This is a genomic window from Bradyrhizobium sp. BLXBL-03 (assembly GCF_051853015.1).
Lineage (GTDB): Bacteria > Pseudomonadota > Alphaproteobacteria > Rhizobiales > Xanthobacteraceae > Bradyrhizobium > Bradyrhizobium manausense.
This window is the reverse complement of record NZ_CP182470.1, coordinates 7,925,438-7,946,199: the sequence shown is the minus strand read 5'-3', so window position 1 is coordinate 7,946,199 and position 20,762 is coordinate 7,925,438. Positions and strand designations below refer to the sequence as shown.

Genomic DNA, 20,762 nt, shown 5'->3' with positions numbered 1-20,762 from the left:
CAGGCAGTCACAGGGGATAAAAAACCCGTGACCGATCCGTTCCTAGGCGGTCCGGAATACCGGACGGAACCGCGCCTCACGCGGCTGGCGCGCGTTCCTTCTGCCCCGGCACCGCCGCGAGCAGTTCGCGCGTGTAGGCATGCTCCGGCGAGGTGAACAGCTGCACCGTCGGCTTCAGCTCGACGATGGCGCCGCGCTGCATCACCGCGATGCGGTCGCAGATTTGCGCTGCGACGCGCAGGTCGTGGGTGATGAACAGCATCGACAGGCCGAGGCGCGCCTTGAGGTCTTCGAGCAGCTTGAGCACCTGCGCCTGCACCGAGACGTCGAGCGCCGAGACGGCTTCGTCGGCGACGATGATCTCGGGCTCGAGCGCGAGCGCGCGCGCAATGCCGATGCGCTGGCGCTGGCCGCCGGAGAATTCGTGCGGATAGCGCTCGAGCGCACCGGCGTCCAGGCCCACCATTTTGAGGAGATCGCGGGCGCGGTCGAACCCGACCTTCGGGTCAATGCCGGCCGCGATCGGGCCGTCGGCGATGATGTTGCCGATCTTGCGCCGCGGATTGAGCGAGGCGAATGGATCCTGAAAGATCATCTGGATGCGATGGCGTTCAGCGCGCAGCGCCTTGCCCGAGAGCTGCGTGAGATCGGTGTCTCCGATCCGCACTGTGCCGCGGTCGGCCTCGATCAGCCGCATCACGAGCCGCGCCACCGACGATTTGCCCGAGCCGGATTCGCCGACGAGGCCCAGCGTCTCGCCCTTGAGGATATTGAAATTGACTGCGCGCGCGGCATCGACGCGGCGGTCCTCGCGAAACCAGCCGCCGGAGGTGACGTAAGTCTTGTCCAGCCCGATCACCTCGACGGCCTTGGCCTGATCGTCGAGCGCTGCACGTTTCGGCGGGTGCATCGACGGCACGGCGGCGAGCAGCGCTTTGGTGTAATCGTGCTGCGGATCGTTGAACACGGTCGCAGCCGGGCCTTCCTCGACGACCCTGCCATGGCGAAGCACCACGACCTGGTCGGCGATATCGGCGACCACGCCGAAATCGTGGGTGATGAACATCACCGCCATGTTGCGGTTGCGCTGGAGGTTGCGGATCAGCTTGAGGATCTGCGCCTGCGTGGTGACGTCGAGCGCAGTGGTCGGCTCGTCCGCGACCAGCACGGCCGGCTCGAGCGCGAGCGCCATCGCGATCATGGCGCGCTGGCGCTGGCCGCCGGAGAGCTGGTGTGGATAAGCCCGCACGATACGCTCGGGATCGGGCAGGCCGACCTCACGCGCCAGCGACAACGCCTTTGCGCGTCGCTCCCTGGGCGTCAGCAGGCCGTGCGCCTCGAACATCTCCGCCATCTGGTCGCCGATCCGCATCAACGGATTGAGCGCGGTCATCGGCTCCTGGAAGATCATCGCGAGGCGGCGGCCGCGCAGATCGCGCCAGCCGTCGTCGTCGAGCTTGAGCAGGTCGTGGCCTTCGAACTGGATCTCACCGGAGACAACGGAGACCGAATTCGGCAGAAGTCCCATCAGCGCATGTGCGCACATCGATTTGCCGGAGCCGGATTCGCCGACCACGCAGACGATCTTGCCGGGCCGCAAGTCGAGCGAGACGCCGTCGACCGCGAAGGGACGTTCGGCGCCCTTGGGCAGGGCAATCCTAAGATTCTTGATCGAGACGGCGGGCGGGGCGGTCATCATCAGCGTCCCTCCCGCGATAGCCGCGGATTGAGCGCGTCATTGAGGCCTTCGCCGATCAGGTTCAACCCGAGCACCGAGATCAGGATCGCGACGCCGGGGAACACGGTGATCCACCAGGCCTGGCGGATCACCGTGCGGCCGGCGCCGACCATGTAGCCCCAGGAGATCAGATTGGGATCGCCCAAGCCAAGGAACGACAGCGAGGATTCCAACAGGATCGCGGTCGCGACCATCAGCGAGGCCAGCACGATCACGGGCGACAGCGCATTGGGCAGGATCTCGCGCAGGATGATCCAGCTGTGCGACTGCCCCGTGACCACCGCCGCCTGGACATATTCGCGCGTGCGCAGCGACAACACCTCGCCGCGGACGAGGCGGGCCACTGGCGGCCAGCTCACCACCGCGATCGAGGCGACGATCGAATAGATCGAGGGCTGCAGGATCGCGACCAGCACGATCGCCAGTGCAAAGCTTGGAATGGTCTGGAAGAATTCGGTGAAGCGCATCAAGGCGTCGTCGACCTTGCCGCCGAAATAGCCGGCCATGGCGCCGATGGGAATGCCGACGACCAGCGCGGCCAGCGTCGAGATGAGGCCGACCAGCAGCGAGACTCGCGCACCAAAGATCATGCCGGCGAATACGTCGCGCCCCAAAGCGTCGGTGCCGAGCGGCACGGTCGAAAGCGTGAAGGGCGGCAGGAACGGCCGCTGCACCATGCGCCAGGGCGAGTTCGGGAACAGCAGCGGCCCGAACACCGCGATCGAGATCGCAAGCAGGAGGATGATGAGGCCGATGACGCCGCTCGGACTTCTCAGCATCGATGTCCAGAACTGCTTCATGATGCGAATTCGATGCGCGGGTCGACCAGCCGATAGACCAGGTCGGTGATGAGGTTGAAGATCAGCACCATGACCGAGCAGGTCACGAAGACGCCGAGCAGCAGATTGTAGTCGCGCTGCAGGAGCGCGTCGTACATCAGCCGCCCGATGCCGGGCCAGGCGAACACGGTCTCGGTGATGACGGCGCCGCCGATCAGCGTGCCGGCATGCACACCGGCGAGCGTCACCACGGGCAGCAGCGCATTGCGCAGCACATGGCGGCGCTGAATGACGGAATCCGAGAGGCCCTTGGCGCGCGCGGTCTTGACGAAACCGAGCCGCTTCACCTCCAGCATGGAGGCGCGCGTCATCCGGGTGTAGGTCGCCATGAAGAACAGGCCGAGCGTCATCGCCGGCATGATCAGGTGCTTTGCGACGTCGATGACATGAGCAAAGCCGGGCAAGTTCGCGCCGACCGTCTCGTAGCCGAAACTCGGCAGCCAATCGACCGTGACCGAGAACAGCAGGATGCCCATCAGCGCCACCCAGAAGATCGGCGTGGCGTAGAAGATCAGCGCAAAGATGGTGATGCCGGTGTCGAGGAAAGTCCCGGCGAAGCGGGCGGCGAAGGTGCCGAACAGAACGCCGAGGGCCAGCGAGATGGCAAATGCGGTGAGCGTGAGCAGCAGCGTCGCCGGCAGCCTCTCCGCGATCAGCTTCGCGACAGGTGCCTGCTGACGGAAGGAGAAGCCGAGATCGAGGGTCGCGATACCCTTGACGTAGATGAAGAGCTGCTCGGGCAGCGGCTTGTCGAGGCCGAATTTTTCCCGGAGCTGCTGCACGAAGATCTGGTCGCTGGCCCCGGCCTCGCCCGCCATCACCACAGCGGGGTCACCGGGGGCCAGCCGGATCAGGAAGAAATTGAGGACCACGATCGCAAGCAGGACGATCACGCCCTTGAGGACACGCTGGGCGACAAAGGAGAGCATGTTAGAAAGTCATCTTGGTGACGTGACCTTTAGCCATTGGGGCGGTGCGCTCCCTCGCCCCGCTCTTGCGGGGAGAGGGTTGGGGTGAGGGGCCTCTCTCCGCACGCGAGAATGCTGGCGGACCTGTACCCCTCACCCGCCGCACTCTGCGAGTGCGTCGACCTCTCCCCGCAAGCGGGGAGAGGTAAGAAGCTCACTTGTCGAGCCACGCGTCCTTGAAGCCGTCATTGACCCCGATCCCCGTGGTGATGAGGTTCTTGATCTTGCAGCGGGTGATGGTCGGGAATTGCAGCTCGAGCATCCAGGCCACCGGCACGTCCTCGGCCAGGATCTTCTGGGCCTTGTCGTAGATCTCCTTGCGCTTGCTATCAGGCGTTGCGACCGCGCCGTCGGCAAACAGCTTGTCGATCTCGGGATTGACGTAGCCCTCGGCGTTGTTGAAGACTTGGCCCTTGGCGATGTTGCTGGAGACGTAGTTGCGCCCCACCCCGAGCGCGGGATCGCCATACTGGTAGAGATAGGTGAAGGCGATATCGAAATCCCAGTCCATGATCTTCTGGTTGCCGCCGGCGACATCGGTGGCGATGGTCTCGATGTTGATGCCGACGTCCTGGAGGTTCTGCTTCACCGCTTCGCCCCAGCGCTGCCAGGTCTCGCCATAGGCGAGCGGCAGCAGGCGGATCTTCTCGCCCTTGTAGCCGGCTTCCTTCAGCAGCGCCTTGGCCTTGGCCGGGTCGTAGGGGTATTTCGGCACGTCGTCGGTGTAGAACTTGATGGTCGAGGCCGACGGGCCGGTCGCGACCTTGCCGAGCCCGTTCCAGATCACGTCCTTGGCGAAGTCGCGGTCGATCGCATACATGATCGCCTGCCGCACCCGCTTGTCCGCGAGCGGGCCCTGGCGATTGTTCAGCCACAGCCAGGCCAGCGGCGAGAAGAACTCCCAGCCGGCACCGGTCACGCAGGTGTCCTTCAGCTTGGACAGCCGCGGCACGTCGAAATTCTCAACCGAGCCGCCGGGCAGCACGTCGACCTTGCCGGTCTCATAGGCCACCGAGCGCGCGGCGGCGTCGGGAATGACCTGCCAGTAGATCTCGTCGAGATAGGGCTTGCCCTTCTCGTAATAGTTCGGGTTCTTGACCAGGCGAATGAACGAGCCCTTCTGCCATTCCTTGAACATGAAGGGGCCGGTGCCGACGGGCGCGTTGTTGTAAGGATTGGTCTTCCAGTCGGTGCCTTCATAGAGATGCTTCGGCACCATCGGCATCGAGCCGACCTCGAAGATGCCGAGGAACGGGCCGAACGGCTGCTTCAACGTGAAGACGACGGTGGTGTCGTCGGGCGCCTCGACCTTGTCGACCTGCACCAGATTGGCGCGGGCGCGTGCGTGGGTCTGCTTCAGCATCTCGATCGAGAACAGCACGTCGGCGGAGGTGAAGGGCTTGCCGTCGTGCCAGGTGACGCCCTTCCGGAGCTTGAACGTATAGGTCTTGGCGTCTTCGCTGACGTTCCAGCTTTCGGCGAGTTCCGGCAGCGGTTCGAGCTTGGGGCTGTAGCGCAACAGGCCCTCGAAAATGTTGCCCGACACCATCTGGACCGGACCGTTCTGAACCATCGCCAGCATCAGGCCGGGCGGCTCCGGCTGGATCACGGCATTGATCACGCCGCCCGCCTTCGGCTCCTGAGCCAGCGCCGAGGCCGTGAGGCCACAGGCCAGGAGGAGACCAAGCAACACTCGTTTCGACATGTCGTATCTTTCTCAAGCGCGACCGGCCGCAAACGCTTCGCGACATCTTCGCGCACTAAGCGACGGCCGGCCCTTCCCAAGTCCCCATCCGGGCGCGAGGCTCCCACGGTCCCGTTCCCCGCCGCAAGATGAAAGTCTCGACAGTGTCAGCACAAAAAATGTACAGCGCGTCCTGATATTCGCGTCGGGAGCCTTGCCTTGGTCACCTCAGTCCCGCGCGCCGAAATCCTTCCAGATAGTGCTGGCGGTCGGCATCGTTGGTCCAGGGCAGCTGCGTCGCGATCCACTCCAGTGAGATATTGGGCTGGGTGCGGCGGAGCTCGCCCAGCGCCATGTCCGCCAGCGCGCTGTCGCCGGTCATGCCCGCGGAGACCGCGAGCACGCGATAGGCGCCGGTAAGTTCGCCACGGTGGCGGATCGCCTCGCGCGCCAGTGCAATGGCCTCGTCATAGCGCCGCTCGGTGAAGCGCGCATAGCCGGCAATGCCGTAATAGATCGCCAGCGATGGATCGCGCGGTGAGAGCCTGATCGCCTTCTGCGCCGCCTCGAACGAGTCGGAGGATCGCCCTGCATAGGACAGCGCAAGCGCGTAGTAGCCTTGCGCGAGCGAGAAGTTGGGATTGAGCGCGAGCGCCTGCTCGAACTCGGACAGCGCGTCCGCGAGCCGGCGGGTCGAGAAGCAGACGCTGCCGAGCGCGGCATGGGCCCAGGCATTCTCATGGTCGCAGCGCATCGCCGCGAGCGCGGCGTTCTCCGCGATCGGCGCCGTCGCGGCAAGCTCCGCCCAGCCGAGATGCACGCCGAACATGTGGCTTGCCGCCAGCAGCGCCAGCGCCTGGCCGTAATCAGGATCGATAGCAAGCGCGCGCTCGAGCAGCTTCTGCGCCGCGGCGTGGTCCTGCGGCGTGATCCGCCAGTAGTGCGAGAGCGCCTGCATCAGGAGGTCCCAGGCATCCAGGCTCGCTGGCGGCTTGCGCTGCGTGCGAAAATTCTCCGCGGCGTGGATCTGCGGCTCGATCGCCGCGACGATCCGCTCGGTGATCTCGTCCTGCACGGCGAACACGTCGACCAGCTCGCGGTCGTAGCGCTCGGCCCAGAGATGACCGCCGCTGCCGGCGTCGTTGAGCTGCGCGGTGATACGCACGCGGTTGTCCACTTTGCGCACGCTGCCCTCGACGATGTAACGGACGCCGAGCTCCTCGGCGATCTGCTTGATGTGGACCGCACGCCCCTTGTAGGTGAAAGACGAGTTGCGGGCGATCACGATGAACCAGCGCTGCTTCGACAGCGCGGTGAGGATGTCCTCGCTGATGCCGTCGCCGAAATAGTCCTGGGCGGGATCGCCGCTCATGTTCTCGAAGGCGAGGACGGCGATGCCCGGACGGTCGGTCGCGACGCGCGGGGAAACTGGCCCTGCCTCGGCCGGTATGGGCCGGGTTACCACTTCTTCCCGGACATCGCCGACGAAACGAAAGCCCTTCCGCGGAATCGTCTTGATCAGCCGCTGCGTCCCGCCGTCGTCGCCGATCGCCTTGCGTGCGGCGTTGATCCGGCTGTTCAGCGCCGAATCCGAGACGATGCGGTCGCTCCAGATCTGGCTGATTAGGTCATCCTTGCTGACGACGCGGGCGCGCTCCGCAACGAGGTAAAGCAAGAGGTCAAACACCTGCGGCTGCAAGGGCACGGTCGTCCCGGCGCAGGTCAGTTCGCGCAGGTCGCCGTCGAGCACGTTGTTTTCAAATAGAAATCGCACGTTTTTGGTCGTCTCAAGCAAAAATCAAAGTCGTCTCAGGCGAAAATCAACCGTCCGCGAAAGTCTTCCGCAGTCCGGTCCGGCATGGTGCAGAGACCAAACAGTGCCGATGCCTCGGCACAACGGAGCTTTCTATGACCCAACTCGATCATCAGGTTCATTCCATCGGCCCGGAGATTGCGGGCTCACGCATTTTGAAGTTCATCGCCTTTCTTTACGGAATTGCGGCGTATCTCGTGTTTTTCGTCACCATTCTCTATGCCATCGGCTTTGTGATGGGGCTGGTGGTGCCGAAGACCATCGACACCGGTACCGATACGCCGACCGCCGAAGCAGTGATCATCAATCTCCTGTTGATGATGCTATTCGCCGTTCAACACAGCGTGATGGCGCGCCAGCGCTTCAAAGCGTGGTGGACGCAATTCGTCCCCAAGCCGGTCGAGCGCTCGACCTATGTGCTGCTCGCGAGCCTGTCATTGCTCCTGCTGTTCTGGCTGTGGCGTCCGTTGCCGTCGGTCGTATGGGACGTCGCAAGCCCCGATCTTGCCGTGACGCTGGTCACGCTGTCCTTCGCGGGCTGGGCGCTGGTGTTCGCCTCGACCTTCGTCATCAATCATTTCGAATTGTTCGGACTGCATCAGGTGACCAATCATCTCGTCGGCAAGGACGCGGAGCCGCCGCGATTCAAGACGCCGCTGTTCTACAAATTCGTCCGTCATCCGATCTATCTCGGCTTCATCATCGCCTTCTGGGCGGCACCGACCATGACTGCTGGCCATCTGCTGTTCGCAGCCGTGACCACGGCCTACATCTTGGTCGGCATCGCGCTGGAGGAGCACGATCTCGTCGACCTTTTCGGTGACGAATACCGGCAGTACAAACAACGGGTGTCGATGCTTATTCCCTGGCGCCGGTCGGTTTAGCCGGGCGTCCTCTGCCACGTGTCCGCCGAACGGAGGATGCGTGGCAGCGGTTCATTTGTAAGCCAAGAATTTCTATCCCAATCCATCTCAGGAGAACCAGGATGAAACATGTCGGACACTGCTTCTGCGGCGCGGTCACCATCGAGGTCACGGGCGAGCCGGCCGCGATGGGCTATTGCCATTGCCGCTCCTGCCGCTCCTGGTCGGGCGGGCCGGTGAACGCCTTCAGCCTGTGGAAGCCCGAAGCCGTGCGCATCACCGAAGGCGCACAGAATGTCGAGACCTTCGCCAAGACCCCGCTCAGCCAGCGCAAATATTGCAGGAAGTGCGGCGGGCATCTGATGACCAATCACCCGCCGCTCGATTTGATCGACGTGTTCACGGCAACTGTCCCGACGCTCGCCTTTGCGCCCGGAGTCCACGTCAACTATTCCGAGACGGTGCTGCCGATGCGCGACGGCCTGCCCAAGCTGAAGGATTTTCCCGCCGAGTTCGGCGGCAGCGGCGAGATGATGCAGGAGTAGGAGGGCTCCCGCCTTACGCTGGATCTCCCCCGCAAGCGGGGAGAGATCTTCGCTACCTCATCCCCGCGCGCCGAAAACCTTCGAGATAATGCGCGCGGTCCTCTTCGCGCAGCATCGGCAGCTCCCGCGTGATCCAGGCGAGCGAGATGCCGGGCTGGGCGCGGTGCAATCCTTCCAGCGCAGCGGCGGCCAGGAGGGGATCGCCTGACATGCCGGCGGCGGCCGTCAGCACGCGGTGCGCGCCGACGAAATCGGCCCGCTGTCGCATTGATTCCCGCGCCATCTGCATGGCGCCCTCGTAGTTGCGGCCGATGAACTGGGCATAGGCGGCGACACCGCAATAGGTCGCCGCGAGCGGATCGCGCGGGCTCAGCCGCAGCGCGCGGCGCGCGGCCGCATCGCCGTCCTGCCATCGTCCCGCGTAGCACAGCGTCACGCCGTAGAAGGCGTGCGCCATCGCGCAGTTCGGATTGAGCCGCAAGGCAAGCTCGAACTCGGCCAGCGCGTCGTCGAAGCGGCGGCGGAACAGATAAGTATAGGCGAGGCCGAGATGGGCAAAGGCGTCCTCGCGATCGGCCTCTACCGCGGCAAGCGCCGCGCGTTCGGCGACCGGCACGGTCGCGGCCATATCGGCCCAACCCATATGCGCACCAAAAATGTGGCTGGTCGCGAGCAGGCCCAGCGCCTTGCCATAGGCCGGGTCGATCGCGATCGCCTGCTCGATCAGCCTCTGCGCCGATGCATTGTCCTCGCGCGTGACGCGCCAGTAATGCGACAGCGCGCGCATCACGAAGTCCCAGGCATCGAGGCTGCCCGGCGGCTTCTGCTGCGCGCGAAAATTTTCCGCGGCGTAAAGCTGCGGCTCGATCGCGGCGACGATGGCGTCAGTGATCTCGTCCTGCACGGCAAAGATGTCGGCAAGCTCGCGGTCGTAGCGCTCGGCCCAGAGATGACCGCCGGTCGACACGTCGTTGAGCTGGGCGGAGATGCGGACGCGGCCACCGCTTCGCCGCACGCTGCCCTCGAGCACGTAACGCACGCCGAGCTCGCGCGCGATCTCGTCGAGATGCACGGACCGGCCCTTGTAGACGAAGGACGAGTTGCGGGCGACGACGAAGAACCAGCGTAGTTTCGACAGCGCGGTGATGATGTCTTCGCTGATGCCGTCGGAGAAATAGTCCTGCTCGCGGTCGTCGCTCATATTGGTGAAGGGCAGCACGGCGATCGCGGGGCGATCGGGCAGCGCAGGGGCCGCGTGCGACGGCGTGACGCTGCCGCGCGATTCCACCGTCGCGCCTCCGGACTTGGTCTCGACGTTGCCGACGAAGCGAAAGCCCTTTCGCGCAATGGTGCGGATCAGCGCCTGGTTCGCTCCGGTGTCGCCGATCGCCTTGCGCGCGGCATTGATCCGGCTCGTCAAGGTCGATTCGGAGACGCTGCGGCCGTGCCAGATCTTGTCGATCAGCTCGTCCTTGCTGACGACCCGGTCGCGGTTCTCCATGAGGTGGACCACGAGGTCGAAAACCTGCGGTTCCACGGCAACGGGGACCTGCTCGCGGCTCAGTTCGCGCAAGTCGGTGTCGAGAAGATGGTCCCGGAACAGAAACTGCACGTCGAAAACTCAGACCTCACGGCGACTTCAGGGCAATGATGAATCAAAATGGATTTCGACTTGAGGCCTGTGAGTCGGCCGGGAGGTCGATCAGGTTCACCGCGACACCGGATGGCTGCTATGCCATTTGCGCGGAGGAATACGGCTTGAACGAGAGGTGATCGAGGCGGCGGCGCACAATCTCGAGATGGTCGTCCCGGCTTCGCCGACCCGGCTCTGGTGCATGTCAAACCGTGAATGTCCATTGCCGGGCACCGCCGGCCGCGTAAGCTCCCTCTCACTGACAACAACAGCCGCAAAGAAACGCCCATGCCCGCTTTTCCCGCCTCGACCACCGTGCTCGATTCCATGCTGTTCCGCGATGCCTTCGGCACGCCTGCGATGCGTGAGGTATTTTCCGACGTCGCGCTCGTCGCGCGCTACGCCGAGGTCGAGGTGGCGCTGGCCAAGGCGGAGGCGCGATGCGGCGTGATCCCGCAAGCTGCCGCCGACCAGATCGCGGCGCGGACCGACGTCACGGCGCTCGACTTCGATCTGTTGCGGCAGGAGACCGACATCGTCGGCTATCCGATCCTGCCTCTGGTGCATCAGATGGTGAAGCAGTGCGGCGAGGCCGGCCGTTACGTGCATTGGGGCGCGACCACGCAGGACATCATGGACACCGCCGTGGTGCTGCAGCTGCGCGCCGGATTGGAGATCATCGAGCGCGACATCGCCGAGCTGCGAAGGATTCTCGCGGACCTCTCGCGGCGCCATCGCGACACGCCGATGGCTGGCCGCACCCATCTCCAGCAGGCGCTGCCGGTGACTTTCGGCTACAAGACCGCGATCTGGCTTGCGATGTTCGACCGCCATGCCGAACGTCTCGTTCAACTGAAGCCGCGCGTGCTGGTCGGCCAGTTCGCCGGCGCGGCCGGCACGCTGGCCTCGCTCGGCGCCAAGGGGTTCGAGGTGCAGGAGGCGCTCTGCGCCGAGCTCAAGCTCGGTGTTCCCGCCTCGACCTGGCACGTCGCCCGCGACGGTTTTGTGGAAGCGGTGAATTTCCTCGCGCTGGTCACCGGCTCGCTCGGCAAGATCGCGCTCGATATCATGATCATGGCCTCGACCGAGTTCGCCGAGGTCTACGAGCCCTTCGTCAAGGGGCGCGGCGCCTCCTCGACCATGCCGCAGAAGCGCAACCCGATCTCGTCGGAGCTGATGCTGGCAGCAAGCAAGGCCGTGCGCCAGCAGGCGGGCCTGATGCTGGATGCCATGGTGCAGGATTTCGAACGCGCCACAGGTCCCTGGCACGCCGAATGGATGGCGATCCCCGAAAGCTTTGTGCTCACCGCAGGCGCCCTGCACCAGGCGAAGTTCGCGCTCGCCGGCCTCATCGTGGACGAGGCCAGGATGAACGACAATCTCGCCCTTAGTCGCGGTCTGATTGTGGCCGAAGCGGCCATGATGGGATTGGCGCCGCAGATCGGACGGCAGGAGGCGCATGACGTGGTCTACGATGCCTGCCGGCTGGCCAATGAGAAGGGTCTGACCCTTGCGGACGCGCTTTCGTCCGATCCCCGCGTCTCCGTCAGGATCGATCGTGCCACAATCGAGGCCCTCACTTCACCGAAAAATTACCTCGGCCTTGCGCCTGAAATGGTCGATCGGGTGCTGAGATCGGCAACGCGTTGAAAACCAAGATGCGTGAAACTGCGTATCTTTCAGGCTTCGCAAGGCGCTCGCACACTTGTGTCTCGTGATGCTAGACTTAGATTGAACTGTAGATTCCGACAGAGGGCCCGGCATGACCGATCAGCGCAATTCCGCCACTTCCATCGATCCCGTGAAACTCGACCGGCTGGCCGAGGTGGCGGTGAAGGTGGGACTGGGCTTGCGGCCGGGACAGGATCTTCTTCTGACGGCGCCCGCGATCGCGCTGCCGCTGGTGCGGCGCATCGCCGTCCACGCCTACAAGGCCGGTGCCGGTATCGTGACGCCGATCCTCTCCGACGAAGAGATGACGCTGGCGCGCTACCGCTACGGCCAGGACAACAGCTTTGATCGCGCCGCCAACTGGCTCTACGAGGGCATGGCGAAGGCGTTCTCGGACAACACCGCGCGGCTCGCCATCGTCGGCGACAATCCGATGCTGTTGTCGGGGGAGGATCCGTCCAAGGTCGCGCGCGCCAGCAAGGCCAATTCGATGGCCTATCAGCCGGCGCTGGAAAAGATCGTCAATTTCGACACCAACTGGAATATCATCGCCTATCCGAGCCCGTCCTGGGCGAAGCAGGTCTTCCCCGATGATCCCGAAGAGGTTGCGATCGGCAAGCTCGCGGATGCGATCTTCGCGGCATCCCGCGTCGATCGCGAGGATGCGATGGCGAATTGGGCGAGCCACAATGCGGTGCTGCGCGAGCGCACCAACTGGCTCAACGGCCAGCGTTTTCGCGCGCTGCAATATTCCGGTCCCGGCACCGACCTCACCATCGGTCTCGCCGATGGCCACGAATGGGAAGGCGGCGCCTCGCTGTCCAAGAACGGCATCAGCTGCAATGCCAACATTCCGACCGAAGAGGTCTTCACCACGCCGCATTGCCGCCGGGTCTATGGCCATGTCATGAGCTCGAAGCCGCTGTCCTACCAGGGCACGTTGATCGACAACATCGCGGTGCGCTTCGAGGACGGCAAGATCGTCGATGCCAAGGCTTCACGCGGCGCGGAGGTGCTGAACAAGGTGCTCGACACCGATGAGGGCGCGCGCCGGCTCGGCGAAGTGGCGCTGGTGCCGCATTCCTCGCCGATCTCGCAGAGCGGCCTGTTGTTCTACAACACGCTGTTCGACGAGAACGCAGCATCCCACATCGCGCTCGGCCAGTGCTATTCGAAGTGCTTCATCAATGGCGCCCAACTGACCCCGCAGCAGATCGCCGCGCAAGGCGGCAATCAGAGCCTGATCCATATCGACTGGATGATCGGCTCGGCCGAGACCGACATCGACGGCATCCTGGCCGACGGCAGCAAGGTGCCGGTATTCCGCAAGGGCGAGTGGGCGAAGTAGGGGTGCTCGTCATGCCCGGGCTTGTCCCGGGCATCCACGTTCTTTGTGGTGCAAGGCGTGGATGGCCGGGACAGGCCCGGCCATGACGATCGTGGAAAGTTCAAAGCCCGAAAGCTAACCCCAAGCTTCGCCTCACGCTGCCGCGTTGCGCAGCATCGGGTTGTTGTCGATGCTGAAGCGGTTGAACAATGTCGTGAACGGGCTGCCGTCGGTGGCGCGCACGATGGCGTCTGACGCCGCGACCGCCTCGTAGAGCGCGCCGACCGGATCGTCCGCCTCCGCCAGACCGAGGCGCCCCCGGATTTCCTCTCTCGCCTCGTTGACGTCCTCCTCGTTCTCGATTGTCGCCTCAAGCGCATCCGCCGCGCGCCGCATCTGCTGGAGATCGCCGCCGGCTGAGAATTTGAGGATGTCGAGCCAATAGGGGCGGGCAACGACGAGCTGGATGAACGCCTCGAAGCTCTCGGCGATGATACCCGCGCGACCTTCCGATGAGACGTAGAGCACATGTTGCGACGGCAGCAGCACGAAGGCGCCGCCCGAGGCGTCACTGCCGATCTGCCGGGGGATTTCAATGCCGTCGATGCTGAACCAGAGCTCTTCGTCCGGTGCGAACGAGACATCAAGGCTCTCGAGCCAGGCGACGACCTCGCCTTGGGCCGTCAGAACGTCCGGGGTCAGGGGCATCATGGGCTCCTATTCGGTCTTTTCGCGCACTTTGTCGCACCCCGCAAAAGACCGGTTCATGTGCGCGAATTTGCAGGGGAATCCCGACGTTAACAGGTTCGCGTCTGCAACTTGCGGTGGATTGTCGGTGCCTACGTAAGGAAGAATTAAAAACCGGAGACTAGCGTTCCCATCATCTTTCAAAACAATCCGGGATTAAGCCCGGTTAATCATATTGTACCTCCTGGGGGAGCAGATGTCGCGGGCATTGATTGAAATTGGTAGTTGCAATGTCGATCTCGAGCTGCGGCCGATCGAGCCGGCCTGGATCATCGAAGGCAACCCGGTGTCGCGCTCGCACATCCTTTCGACCAGCTCGGATGGCACCTCCTCGACCATCATCTGGTCCTGCACCGAAGGCCGCTTCAACTGGTACTATGATTTCGACGAGACGATCATGATCCTGGAAGGATCGATCGTGCTCGAAAGCGATGGCATGCCGCCGAAGCGCTATGGCGTTGGCGACGTCATCTTCTTCCGCGATGGCGCGCATGCCAAATGGCATGTCGAGGGCCACGTCAAGAAGATCGCCTTCTGCCGCAAGACCAACCCGGCCGTCATCGGCTTCATGATCCGCGTCGTCAACAAGCTCAAGCGCATGTTCCTCTCGCCCGGCGAACGCCGTCCGGCGACGCTCATGGGTGTCGGCTAGTCTTAATTCAAGGACGCTTCCCAGCGACCACGACGGAAGAGGGGACGGGACCAACATCCCGGCCCCTCTTTCGCGTCATGATGGAGATGGCGCGCGGTGAGAGCCGTCACCGCAGCGCTCAGCCCTTGCGCCGCGTCGCCCTCACATCGACCACCAGCCGCCAATCGGCCTCCGCCGCGGGCTTGACCTCGCCGAGCCAGTGGAAGGAGTCCGTGGTGATCTCGGTAAAACTCCAGCGTGTCAGGTCACCGGCTTCGGTCGTGCCCTCCTGCACGATGTCTTCGCCGCGCGGGCGGCCGATCTGCTGTCGGAATACACGGCGCCCGGGATCGAACCAGGAAATCCGCCACGCGGAAATGGTGGGATCGTACACCCGCAGCGTCGTGCCGTACCAATTGCCGGCGATCGGAAAGGCGGGGCCATCAACGGGACGGGGAATGATCCAGACATCCTGCACGGCCCGTCCTTCCAGCACCCAGCCGAAATGGATCTCGCCGGGCGCGGTGTGCTTCGTTCCATCGGCGCCGCGGGCCGTGATCTCCGCGTCCCAATCGCCGACGAAGCGGCCATAGAGCTGAAGCGCCGCCGCGTGTTCAGGGTTGGGGCCGTCCGCGTGCAATAATCTGGCAAGGTCGGTCATGTCGATCTCCTGTTGGCCAGGGAGATCAGCACGACCGGCCGAGAACCGACTTGGAGAAAATTGCCGTCGATGGCTCAGGTCTTGTGCAAGGACAGATCTCCGACGCCCCGGCCAGCCTTGTCGCTCGTCCGATGACTCTCTGGGCGTTCCGCACACCAGATGACGATCACCGAGATAACGACGAGCCCGGCGCCAAGCAGCATCATGCGAGAGAACGGCTCGCCGAGCACGAGAGTGCCGAGCAGCACGGCGATGACCGGATTGACGAACGTGTAGGTCGATACCATCGAGGTCGAGACATTCTCCAATAGCCAGTTGTAGGCAACGAATCCGATCACGCTGCCCGAGATGATCAGCCAAAGCGCGGCCGCAAGCGAGGTCGGCGAGACGTCGCCCGGTCTGAAGCCGCCGATCTCGCCCGCCAGCCAGCTGATTGCGAACAACACCATGCCTCCGACCGAAAGCTGCATCCCCGACAGCAGAATGGCGGACGCCTGGCTCGACATGCGTCGGGACAGAACCGTCCCTGTTGACCACGACAGCGCCGCAAGCAGCAGCCAGACGATGGGAAGCATGCTGATGCCGGCCTGCTCGACGTGCTGCCATGCGACGAGTCCGACGCCGAAGAAGCCCGGCACTAGTGCGAGCAGAGCAAGAGGCCTTGGTCGCTGATCGTCGGGAAACAGGACGTCGATCAACAGGATCCAGAACGGGATTGTGGCGAGCACGATCGCCGCCACGCCCGAAGGAACCGACTGCTGCGCGAAGGCGAGCACGCCATGGCAACCCACGAAAAAGAGCAGCCCGCACAGACTCGCATTGATCCACGTCCGCAACGGCACAGTCGCGACCTGCCTGCCGCTCATGGCCAGCAACACGATGCCGCCGCAGAACGAGCGAAGCGCCATCAGCAAGAACGGCGGGATCGATTTCAATCCCAACGTGATGGCGAAATAGGTGGAACCCCAAAGCAAATAGATGGCGGCAAACGCGCCGATGACCAGGAACCTTCTGCTCATGATTGCTCCGATCGAGGATGATCTCGACGCAACCAAGTCGGAGCGGGGTCATGCGTTCCGGTGTCGGCCTCAGACCCCGTCGAGGATGATCACCGTCGGCGTCGTCGGCAGCGTATCCCGTGAGATCCGCAAGGAACGCTCGGGGCGGCGGTCGATCTCGAATTGCCGGCCGATGCGTTGCATGAACTCGTCGAGCGGGGTGGCAAAGCGGTGCATCGGCAACACCACCGAGGCACGCAGCCGCTTGGTGATCTCCGAAACACCATCGAGCGACATGGTGTAGGTGCCGTCGATCGGCACCATCACGATGTCGAGCCGGCCGATCTGGGCAAAATGGCTGTCGTCGAGCTTGTGGTGGAGATGGCCGAGGTGCCCGATGCACAGGCCCGCGACCTCGAAGATGAAGATCGAATTGCCGTCGCGGATCATGTCGATGCCGGAATCGTCGCCGAAATAGCGGCGGATGTCGGTCGTGACGTTGCGGATGAAGCTATCGCCGATGCGCTCCGAAATGACCGCCGGCTTGCCGTCCTCGCCCCAGCCATGCAGCACGTGGGGAATGCGCTTGTCCGGATTGAGCGAATAGTGGGTGCTGTGCGCCCGGTTCATGGTGACGACATCGGGCAGCCGGCCCACTTGATAGGCACCGCTGTAATCGGTCGCGATGCGCACGCCGCCCGGCGTGTCGATGAAATAGGTGGAGTGACCGGCATAGGTGATCTCGACCTCGGGCGCGGCGGCGGCCTGCCTCAAAGCGACGGGTAAGGCGCGAGGCGCAGCATTCGCCATCGCCAGGCATTCGCTGCGCTGAGGCGGCTGCTGGGCCAGGGCCGGTGAGAGGCACGCGCTCAACAGCGCAATTGCCGCTGAAATAAGTCGCCGCATGAAATCCATCCCCGATGACCTCGGGGGAAAGTCTAGCGCGCAACGCAGCGGGTCGCCAACAGGACGCAATCAACAGCGCGTCAGTGTCGCACCGTCAGCCCCTGCCTTTAATCGCGCCTCGGGCTGAACTTCCAGGTCATCGCCACCAGGCCCGCGGTGATCAGGCCGCTGACGATGCCGGCGGTCGGCAGCGTCAGCAGCAGCGCGGCGGTGGCGGCCCAGCCGATCGAGGAGAAGGCTTCGGCAAAGGTCGCCAGCCGCGACGAGGTCTGGCGGCGACGGAACTGGCTGCGGCGGGCCTGGACCCGGAACCAGAGCTGGATCGCGGTGGCGGAGGCCGCGCCGATGATGATCATGGTGACCGTGATGGCCGCCTGCAATGGTGAAGCAAAAACCAGCGCGGCCACCAGCGGGCAGAAGATGATTGCGATCGCGATCAGCACCACTTCGATCTTGGCGCGGATGACGCTTGAGGGCGTCAGCGGCGCGGTCGCGACCAGGTCCGGCGCGTCCTCGCCCGAGATCGTCAGCCAGGCGAGCCCGCCGGCGAGCTGACCCGCGGCCATCACGATCACCGGCGTGATCAGCGTCAGCGCCGCGGAGCTGTCGCCAAAGCTGCGCCAGAGCAACAGCGCCGGCGGCACCAGATAGAGCAGCTGCATCAGGGTCTGCGAGATCAGCCAGGGATCGCGACAGAGCAGCACGAACTCCTTGCGCCGCAGCGCCTGTTGCCGCGAGCCGCCGCGGAACGGACGTTCCTTCGCGCGCTTGCGGCCGGATGTGCCGTAAGCGGCAGCGTCGATTGCGGTGTCGGCGAAGCGGCCCGAGAAGATCGCCATCACGCATCCGAGCAACATCAGCCCCAGCGCGAGAAGCAGCAGCAGCGCCTTGACATCGCCCATCGTGGCTCGCGCCGGCCACCACCAGATGCTGTCGATGTCGGGCGCGTGGGCGGCGAGGGTGCCTGAGGTCAGGATGGTGAAGCGCGACAGCGTGCCGTAGGAGACGATCGCCGCGACCTGGAGCGCGATCACGAAGCCCGCACCGATGATCGCGGCCAGGATCTGGGCGACGAAGCGCGTTCGCGCCGGGCCGATCAGGCGGAACAGGAGAATCGTGACGGCGATCGCGATCGCCGCGGCCGACAGGCCCATCGCGATGACCACGCCGAAGGCGGCAAGCCAGCGCACACCGCCACCGATCAACAGCACGTCGATGAACGGCGTCGAGAACAGCAGCGCCATCATCGTGACGGTGAGTGCGATTGCGGCGATGCGCACCGAGAACAGATTGGCGAGCGTTGCCGGCGAGGACATGATGAGATCGAGATCGGCGCGGGCGTAAAACACCCGCGTCACCGATTCGATCGCCTGCGAGGCCATCAGGGTCCAGGCAAGGAAGATCGTCGCCGAGATCACGATCAGCGAGGACTTGTCGAGCGGCAATTGCAGATTGGCGAAGCGGCCGATCACCGCCCAGGCCGGGACATGCAGCAGTGCGGCGAAGAACAACAGCCCGATCATGGCGGCGCGGGCGCGCCGGCGCCGGCCACCGGTCATCATGGCGAACCATTCGCGCCAGGCGAGGCGGAGCTCGTGACGGGCAAACCAGGAGAGCGCGGTCGCCGAGCTCATGCCGCGTCCTGCAGCGTCACCAGGGCGATGAAGAGATCTTCGAGACTGGTGTCGGCATGGCCGTTCTGCTGGCGCAGCTCGGTCAGCGTGCCCTCCGCGACGAGACGGCCCGCGGCAATCACGCCGATGCGGTCGGCCATGCGCTCGGCGACCTCGAGAATATGCGTCGTCATGATCACGGTGCAGCCGGCCCGGACGCGCATCCCGAGCAGCCCCTTCACATGGCGGGCCGAGACGGCGTCGAGGCCCGTCAGCGGCTCGTCGAGAATGATGAGGCGGGGATCGTGCACCAGTGCGCCGGCAAGCGCCACCTTCTGGCGCATGCCCTTGGAGAAACCTTCGCAGCGCTCGTGCCGGTGCGGCTCAAGCCCGAGCGAGCTCACCAGCTCCTCGGCGACCGGTTTCGACGCTGAAGGCGCAATGCCCCAGAGGCCGGCGACGAATTCGAGGTACTCAAGCGGTGTGAGCTTGTCATAGATCATCGGCTCGTCCGAGACCCATGCCATCACCTGCTTGGCCGCGACGGGATTCGCGAGCGCATCAATGCCGAAGATCGAAACGCCGCCCTCATCGGGCCTGAGCAGGCCCGCGACCATGCGCAACGTGGTGGTCTTGCCGGCACCGTTAGGGCCGACCAGCGCATAGAATTCGCCGGCATGAATGGTGAGATCGAGGTTGTCGACCGCCAAGCGGTCAAAACGCTTCGTTAACCCTCGGACTTCGAGCGCCGAGCTGTCCGGCTTCATGACGGCCACACCAACATGTTTTGCATCGGTCGCGACCATGACCCGAACATGTTTCGGCCTCCTGAATCGCGCTGCCGCAAATGCGGTCACTTGCGAGGTCATCTGCAAATGGGAGCGCGGCAGCGATCCGTAAAGAGGGCCTACCGGATCCCGCAGGATCGCTGCACCTACCTCGGTCGCCTTGAGCGGGCAGGCCTTGGATGTAGCTACCGGACTGCGAGCTGGATCAATGTGACTCGGTCGAGACGTGCTGGCTGTCGACGCCCGCGAGCCGCACGGGCTCTCCGACATATCTCAGCACGGCGGACTGATAGAGCACGAACAGCGGCTGATAGTTGCGCGCGTCGTCATCCTCGACCATCGCCATGCGGCGGTTGTCCAGCATCAGCCAGTGGCCGTCGAACCTTGCGGAGGCAATGGCATGGCCTTCGCCGCTCCTGATATCGCGCACCACGACGAGGCGGAGGTCCTCGGCGGCGACGCCGGCAAGCCGCAACGCGGCCAGCTTGGCGATGGCGTAATCCTCGCAATCGCCGGCGCCGCGCTGGAAGGTCTCCAGCGGCGAGCTCCAGATATCTTCGGCGCCGTCACTCTCGGCGTGGATGGCGAGGTTGATGGCGCGGTTGGTCTCGCCGAGCCGCGCGCGGCCGTCGCGGGTGCGGGCCTCGTCGACGATGGCGAGCAGCTTCAGCGCCGCGGGCGAAGCGCAATTGTCGCGATCGCCGTCGCACAGCACCAGCTGCACCATGTCATCGTCGAGCTTCTCCTTCAGCCCAAGCCATTTCTGCCGCATGCCTCCGCTCGAAATGGCGAAGGCGAACACGCCGAACGGCTCGGCTGATTTGCGTATGAGCGCGCCCGCGCCCGGCGACAGCAAATTGGCTGCGCGAAGATCGGCGGCCGATCCGAGCAGGATCAATCCGCACAGCATAAGAATAGCGCGCCAGGCGCGCGAGCGAGCAGCGGTCTTCATCTGACATCCCTGTCCGGCTTCGACGGGTCCTCTTGACGTGGACGTGCCGGGCTTTGTTGCTTTCGCGGAGATGGTGCGAGACGGGGCGTTTTGTTCTGCTTAACGCGCGCGGCAGGGGGCCGACTGGCGTGGAGCACGCTCAACCGCCCCTTCCCGGACTCCGTAAAATCTTACAGGCCCGGGCAACGAGAGACGCCGCCGCGAAATCAACGGGAGTGCAGCCGGAAGTTGCGGGAAGCGATTCGCCTTCCATGGCTAATGACCAGCTATTTTACGGGTTCTGTTAGTTAGGTCACAGATTTAGCTCCGTATTTGCCACAGTATGGACCGGGGAGTTACGAAGAAAAGATGACATAAGTATCCGCTGGATGGTTAATACCATCGA

Annotated in this window: 18 protein-coding genes; 5 read left to right on the top strand and 13 right to left on the bottom strand. The window is 64.2% G+C overall.

The genetic code is table 11. From position 1 onward, the window contains the following. Window positions 1–76: 76 nt before the first annotated feature. The 5 genes from ACNJX9_RS37475 to ACNJX9_RS37455 all read right to left on the bottom strand — a co-directional run bounded on the left by ACNJX9_RS37475 (window position 77) and on the right by ACNJX9_RS37455 (window position 7,003). Window positions 77–1,696 carry an ABC transporter ATP-binding protein gene (locus tag ACNJX9_RS37475; RefSeq protein WP_439410204.1) on the bottom strand — a complete coding sequence of 540 codons (1,620 nt, stop codon included), beginning with the start codon at window positions 1,694–1,696 and terminating at the stop codon, window positions 77–79. 2 nt (window positions 1,697–1,698) lie between these two features. Further along, window positions 1,699–2,538 carry an ABC transporter permease gene (locus ACNJX9_RS37470; RefSeq protein WP_057746120.1) on the bottom strand — a complete coding sequence of 280 codons (840 nt, stop codon included), beginning with the start codon at window positions 2,536–2,538 and terminating at the stop codon, window positions 1,699–1,701. Next, window positions 2,535–3,506, bottom strand: coding sequence for an ABC transporter permease (locus tag ACNJX9_RS37465; RefSeq protein ID WP_439407117.1), 972 nt, complete (start codon window positions 3,504–3,506; stop codon window positions 2,535–2,537). The genes ACNJX9_RS37470 and ACNJX9_RS37465 overlap by 4 nt, the downstream gene beginning before the upstream one ends. Before the next feature lie 193 nt (window positions 3,507–3,699). Further along, window positions 3,700–5,250: an ABC transporter substrate-binding protein gene (locus tag ACNJX9_RS37460; protein WP_439407115.1), complete on the bottom strand. Its 1,551-nt coding sequence runs from the start codon at window positions 5,248–5,250 to the stop codon at window positions 3,700–3,702. A 202-nt stretch (window positions 5,251–5,452) separates the two neighbouring features. After that, window positions 5,453–7,003 (bottom strand): winged helix-turn-helix domain-containing tetratricopeptide repeat protein, encoded by a 1,551-nt coding sequence (locus ACNJX9_RS37455; protein ID WP_439407114.1) that lies wholly within the window; start codon window positions 7,001–7,003, stop codon window positions 5,453–5,455. Window positions 7,004–7,137: 134 nt separating this feature from the next. On the opposite strand from ACNJX9_RS37455, the gene mddA reads away from it, so the two are divergent. Together mddA and ACNJX9_RS37445 are read left to right on the top strand one after the other, a co-directional pair. Beyond that, window positions 7,138–7,926, top strand: a complete 789-nt coding sequence (gene mddA / locus ACNJX9_RS37450) for a methanethiol S-methyltransferase (protein ID WP_057746130.1) — start codon at window positions 7,138–7,140, stop codon at window positions 7,924–7,926. 101 nt (window positions 7,927–8,027) lie between these two features. Next, window positions 8,028–8,450 (top strand): GFA family protein, encoded by a 423-nt coding sequence (locus ACNJX9_RS37445; protein ID WP_271599113.1) that lies wholly within the window; start codon window positions 8,028–8,030, stop codon window positions 8,448–8,450. A gap of 52 nt (window positions 8,451–8,502) precedes the next feature. Here the strand turns inward: ACNJX9_RS37445 and ACNJX9_RS37440 are convergent, their stop codons facing one another. Beyond that, window positions 8,503–10,062 carry a winged helix-turn-helix domain-containing tetratricopeptide repeat protein gene (locus tag ACNJX9_RS37440; protein WP_439407112.1) on the bottom strand — a complete coding sequence of 520 codons (1,560 nt, stop codon included), beginning with the start codon at window positions 10,060–10,062 and terminating at the stop codon, window positions 8,503–8,505. Between the two features lie 309 nt (window positions 10,063–10,371). On the opposite strand from ACNJX9_RS37440, the gene pcaB reads away from it, so the two are divergent. Further along, window positions 10,372–11,733 carry a 3-carboxy-cis,cis-muconate cycloisomerase gene (pcaB, locus tag ACNJX9_RS37435; RefSeq protein ID WP_439407111.1) on the top strand — a complete coding sequence of 454 codons (1,362 nt, stop codon included), beginning with the start codon at window positions 10,372–10,374 and terminating at the stop codon, window positions 11,731–11,733. A 112-nt stretch (window positions 11,734–11,845) separates the two neighbouring features. After that, window positions 11,846–13,102 (top strand): aminopeptidase, encoded by a 1,257-nt coding sequence (locus ACNJX9_RS37430; protein WP_439407109.1) that lies wholly within the window; start codon window positions 11,846–11,848, stop codon window positions 13,100–13,102. 132 nt (window positions 13,103–13,234) lie between these two features. Here the strand turns inward: ACNJX9_RS37430 and ACNJX9_RS37425 are convergent, their stop codons facing one another. Further along, on the bottom strand, window positions 13,235–13,789 hold the full coding sequence (locus ACNJX9_RS37425; RefSeq protein ID WP_439407108.1) for a hypothetical protein: 555 nt from the start codon (window positions 13,787–13,789) through the stop codon (window positions 13,235–13,237). Between the two features lie 235 nt (window positions 13,790–14,024). Here ACNJX9_RS37425 and ACNJX9_RS37420 point away from each other — a divergent pair, with 235 nt between their 5' ends. Further along, the gene (locus ACNJX9_RS37420; protein ID WP_057746144.1) at window positions 14,025–14,480 is read left to right on the top strand and encodes a cupin domain-containing protein; all 456 of its coding nucleotides are present in this window, start codon (window positions 14,025–14,027) and stop codon (window positions 14,478–14,480) included. Window positions 14,481–14,598: 118 nt separating this feature from the next. On the opposite strand, the gene ACNJX9_RS37415 is transcribed toward ACNJX9_RS37420, so the two are convergent. The 6 genes from ACNJX9_RS37415 to ACNJX9_RS37390 all read right to left on the bottom strand — a co-directional run bounded on the left by ACNJX9_RS37415 (window position 14,599) and on the right by ACNJX9_RS37390 (window position 20,377). Beyond that, window positions 14,599–15,120, bottom strand: coding sequence for a hypothetical protein (locus ACNJX9_RS37415; protein WP_439407107.1), 522 nt, complete (start codon window positions 15,118–15,120; stop codon window positions 14,599–14,601). A 74-nt stretch (window positions 15,121–15,194) separates the two neighbouring features. Continuing rightward, the gene (locus ACNJX9_RS37410) at window positions 15,195–16,139 is read right to left on the bottom strand and encodes an EamA family transporter (protein WP_439407106.1); all 945 of its coding nucleotides are present in this window, start codon (window positions 16,137–16,139) and stop codon (window positions 15,195–15,197) included. A 69-nt stretch (window positions 16,140–16,208) separates the two neighbouring features. Further along, window positions 16,209–17,024: an MBL fold metallo-hydrolase gene (locus ACNJX9_RS37405; protein ID WP_057746843.1), complete on the bottom strand. Its 816-nt coding sequence runs from the start codon at window positions 17,022–17,024 to the stop codon at window positions 16,209–16,211. 107 nt (window positions 17,025–17,131) lie between these two features. Further along, window positions 17,132–18,658 (bottom strand): permease, encoded by a 1,527-nt coding sequence (locus ACNJX9_RS37400; protein WP_439407104.1) that lies wholly within the window; start codon window positions 18,656–18,658, stop codon window positions 17,132–17,134. Beyond that, the gene (locus ACNJX9_RS37395) at window positions 18,655–19,404 is read right to left on the bottom strand and encodes an ABC transporter ATP-binding protein (protein WP_057746846.1); all 750 of its coding nucleotides are present in this window, start codon (window positions 19,402–19,404) and stop codon (window positions 18,655–18,657) included. The genes ACNJX9_RS37400 and ACNJX9_RS37395 overlap by 4 nt, the downstream gene beginning before the upstream one ends. A gap of 226 nt (window positions 19,405–19,630) precedes the next feature. After that, on the bottom strand, window positions 19,631–20,377 hold the full coding sequence (locus tag ACNJX9_RS37390) for a transglutaminase-like cysteine peptidase (protein WP_439407102.1): 747 nt from the start codon (window positions 20,375–20,377) through the stop codon (window positions 19,631–19,633). Between the last annotated feature and the right edge of the window lie 385 nt (window positions 20,378–20,762).

Coding starts and splice junctions, on each gene's coding strand:
- ACNJX9_RS37475 (WP_439410204.1), bottom strand. CDS start 1,696: ATGACCGCCCCGCCCGCCGTCTCGATCAAGAATCTTAGGATTGCCCTG.
- ACNJX9_RS37470 (WP_057746120.1), bottom strand. CDS start 2,538: ATGAAGCAGTTCTGGACATCGATGCTGAGAAGTCCGAGCGGCGTCATC.
- ACNJX9_RS37465 (WP_439407117.1), bottom strand. CDS start 3,506: ATGCTCTCCTTTGTCGCCCAGCGTGTCCTCAAGGGCGTGATCGTCCTG.
- ACNJX9_RS37460 (WP_439407115.1), bottom strand. CDS start 5,250: ATGTCGAAACGAGTGTTGCTTGGTCTCCTCCTGGCCTGTGGCCTCACG.
- mddA (WP_057746130.1), top strand. CDS start 7,138: ATGACCCAACTCGATCATCAGGTTCATTCCATCGGCCCGGAGATTGCG.
- ACNJX9_RS37445 (WP_271599113.1), top strand. CDS start 8,028: ATGAAACATGTCGGACACTGCTTCTGCGGCGCGGTCACCATCGAGGTC.
- pcaB (WP_439407111.1), top strand. CDS start 10,372: ATGCCCGCTTTTCCCGCCTCGACCACCGTGCTCGATTCCATGCTGTTC.
- ACNJX9_RS37430 (WP_439407109.1), top strand. CDS start 11,846: ATGACCGATCAGCGCAATTCCGCCACTTCCATCGATCCCGTGAAACTC.
- ACNJX9_RS37425 (WP_439407108.1), bottom strand. CDS start 13,789: ATGCCCCTGACCCCGGACGTTCTGACGGCCCAAGGCGAGGTCGTCGCC.
- ACNJX9_RS37420 (WP_057746144.1), top strand. CDS start 14,025: ATGTCGCGGGCATTGATTGAAATTGGTAGTTGCAATGTCGATCTCGAG.
- ACNJX9_RS37415 (WP_439407107.1), bottom strand. CDS start 15,120: ATGACCGACCTTGCCAGATTATTGCACGCGGACGGCCCCAACCCTGAA.
- ACNJX9_RS37410 (WP_439407106.1), bottom strand. CDS start 16,139: ATGAGCAGAAGGTTCCTGGTCATCGGCGCGTTTGCCGCCATCTATTTG.
- ACNJX9_RS37405 (WP_057746843.1), bottom strand. CDS start 17,024: ATGCGGCGACTTATTTCAGCGGCAATTGCGCTGTTGAGCGCGTGCCTC.
- ACNJX9_RS37400 (WP_439407104.1), bottom strand. CDS start 18,658: ATGAGCTCGGCGACCGCGCTCTCCTGGTTTGCCCGTCACGAGCTCCGC.
- ACNJX9_RS37395 (WP_057746846.1), bottom strand. CDS start 19,404: ATGAAGCCGGACAGCTCGGCGCTCGAAGTCCGAGGGTTAACGAAGCGT.
- ACNJX9_RS37390 (WP_439407102.1), bottom strand. CDS start 20,377: ATGAAGACCGCTGCTCGCTCGCGCGCCTGGCGCGCTATTCTTATGCTG.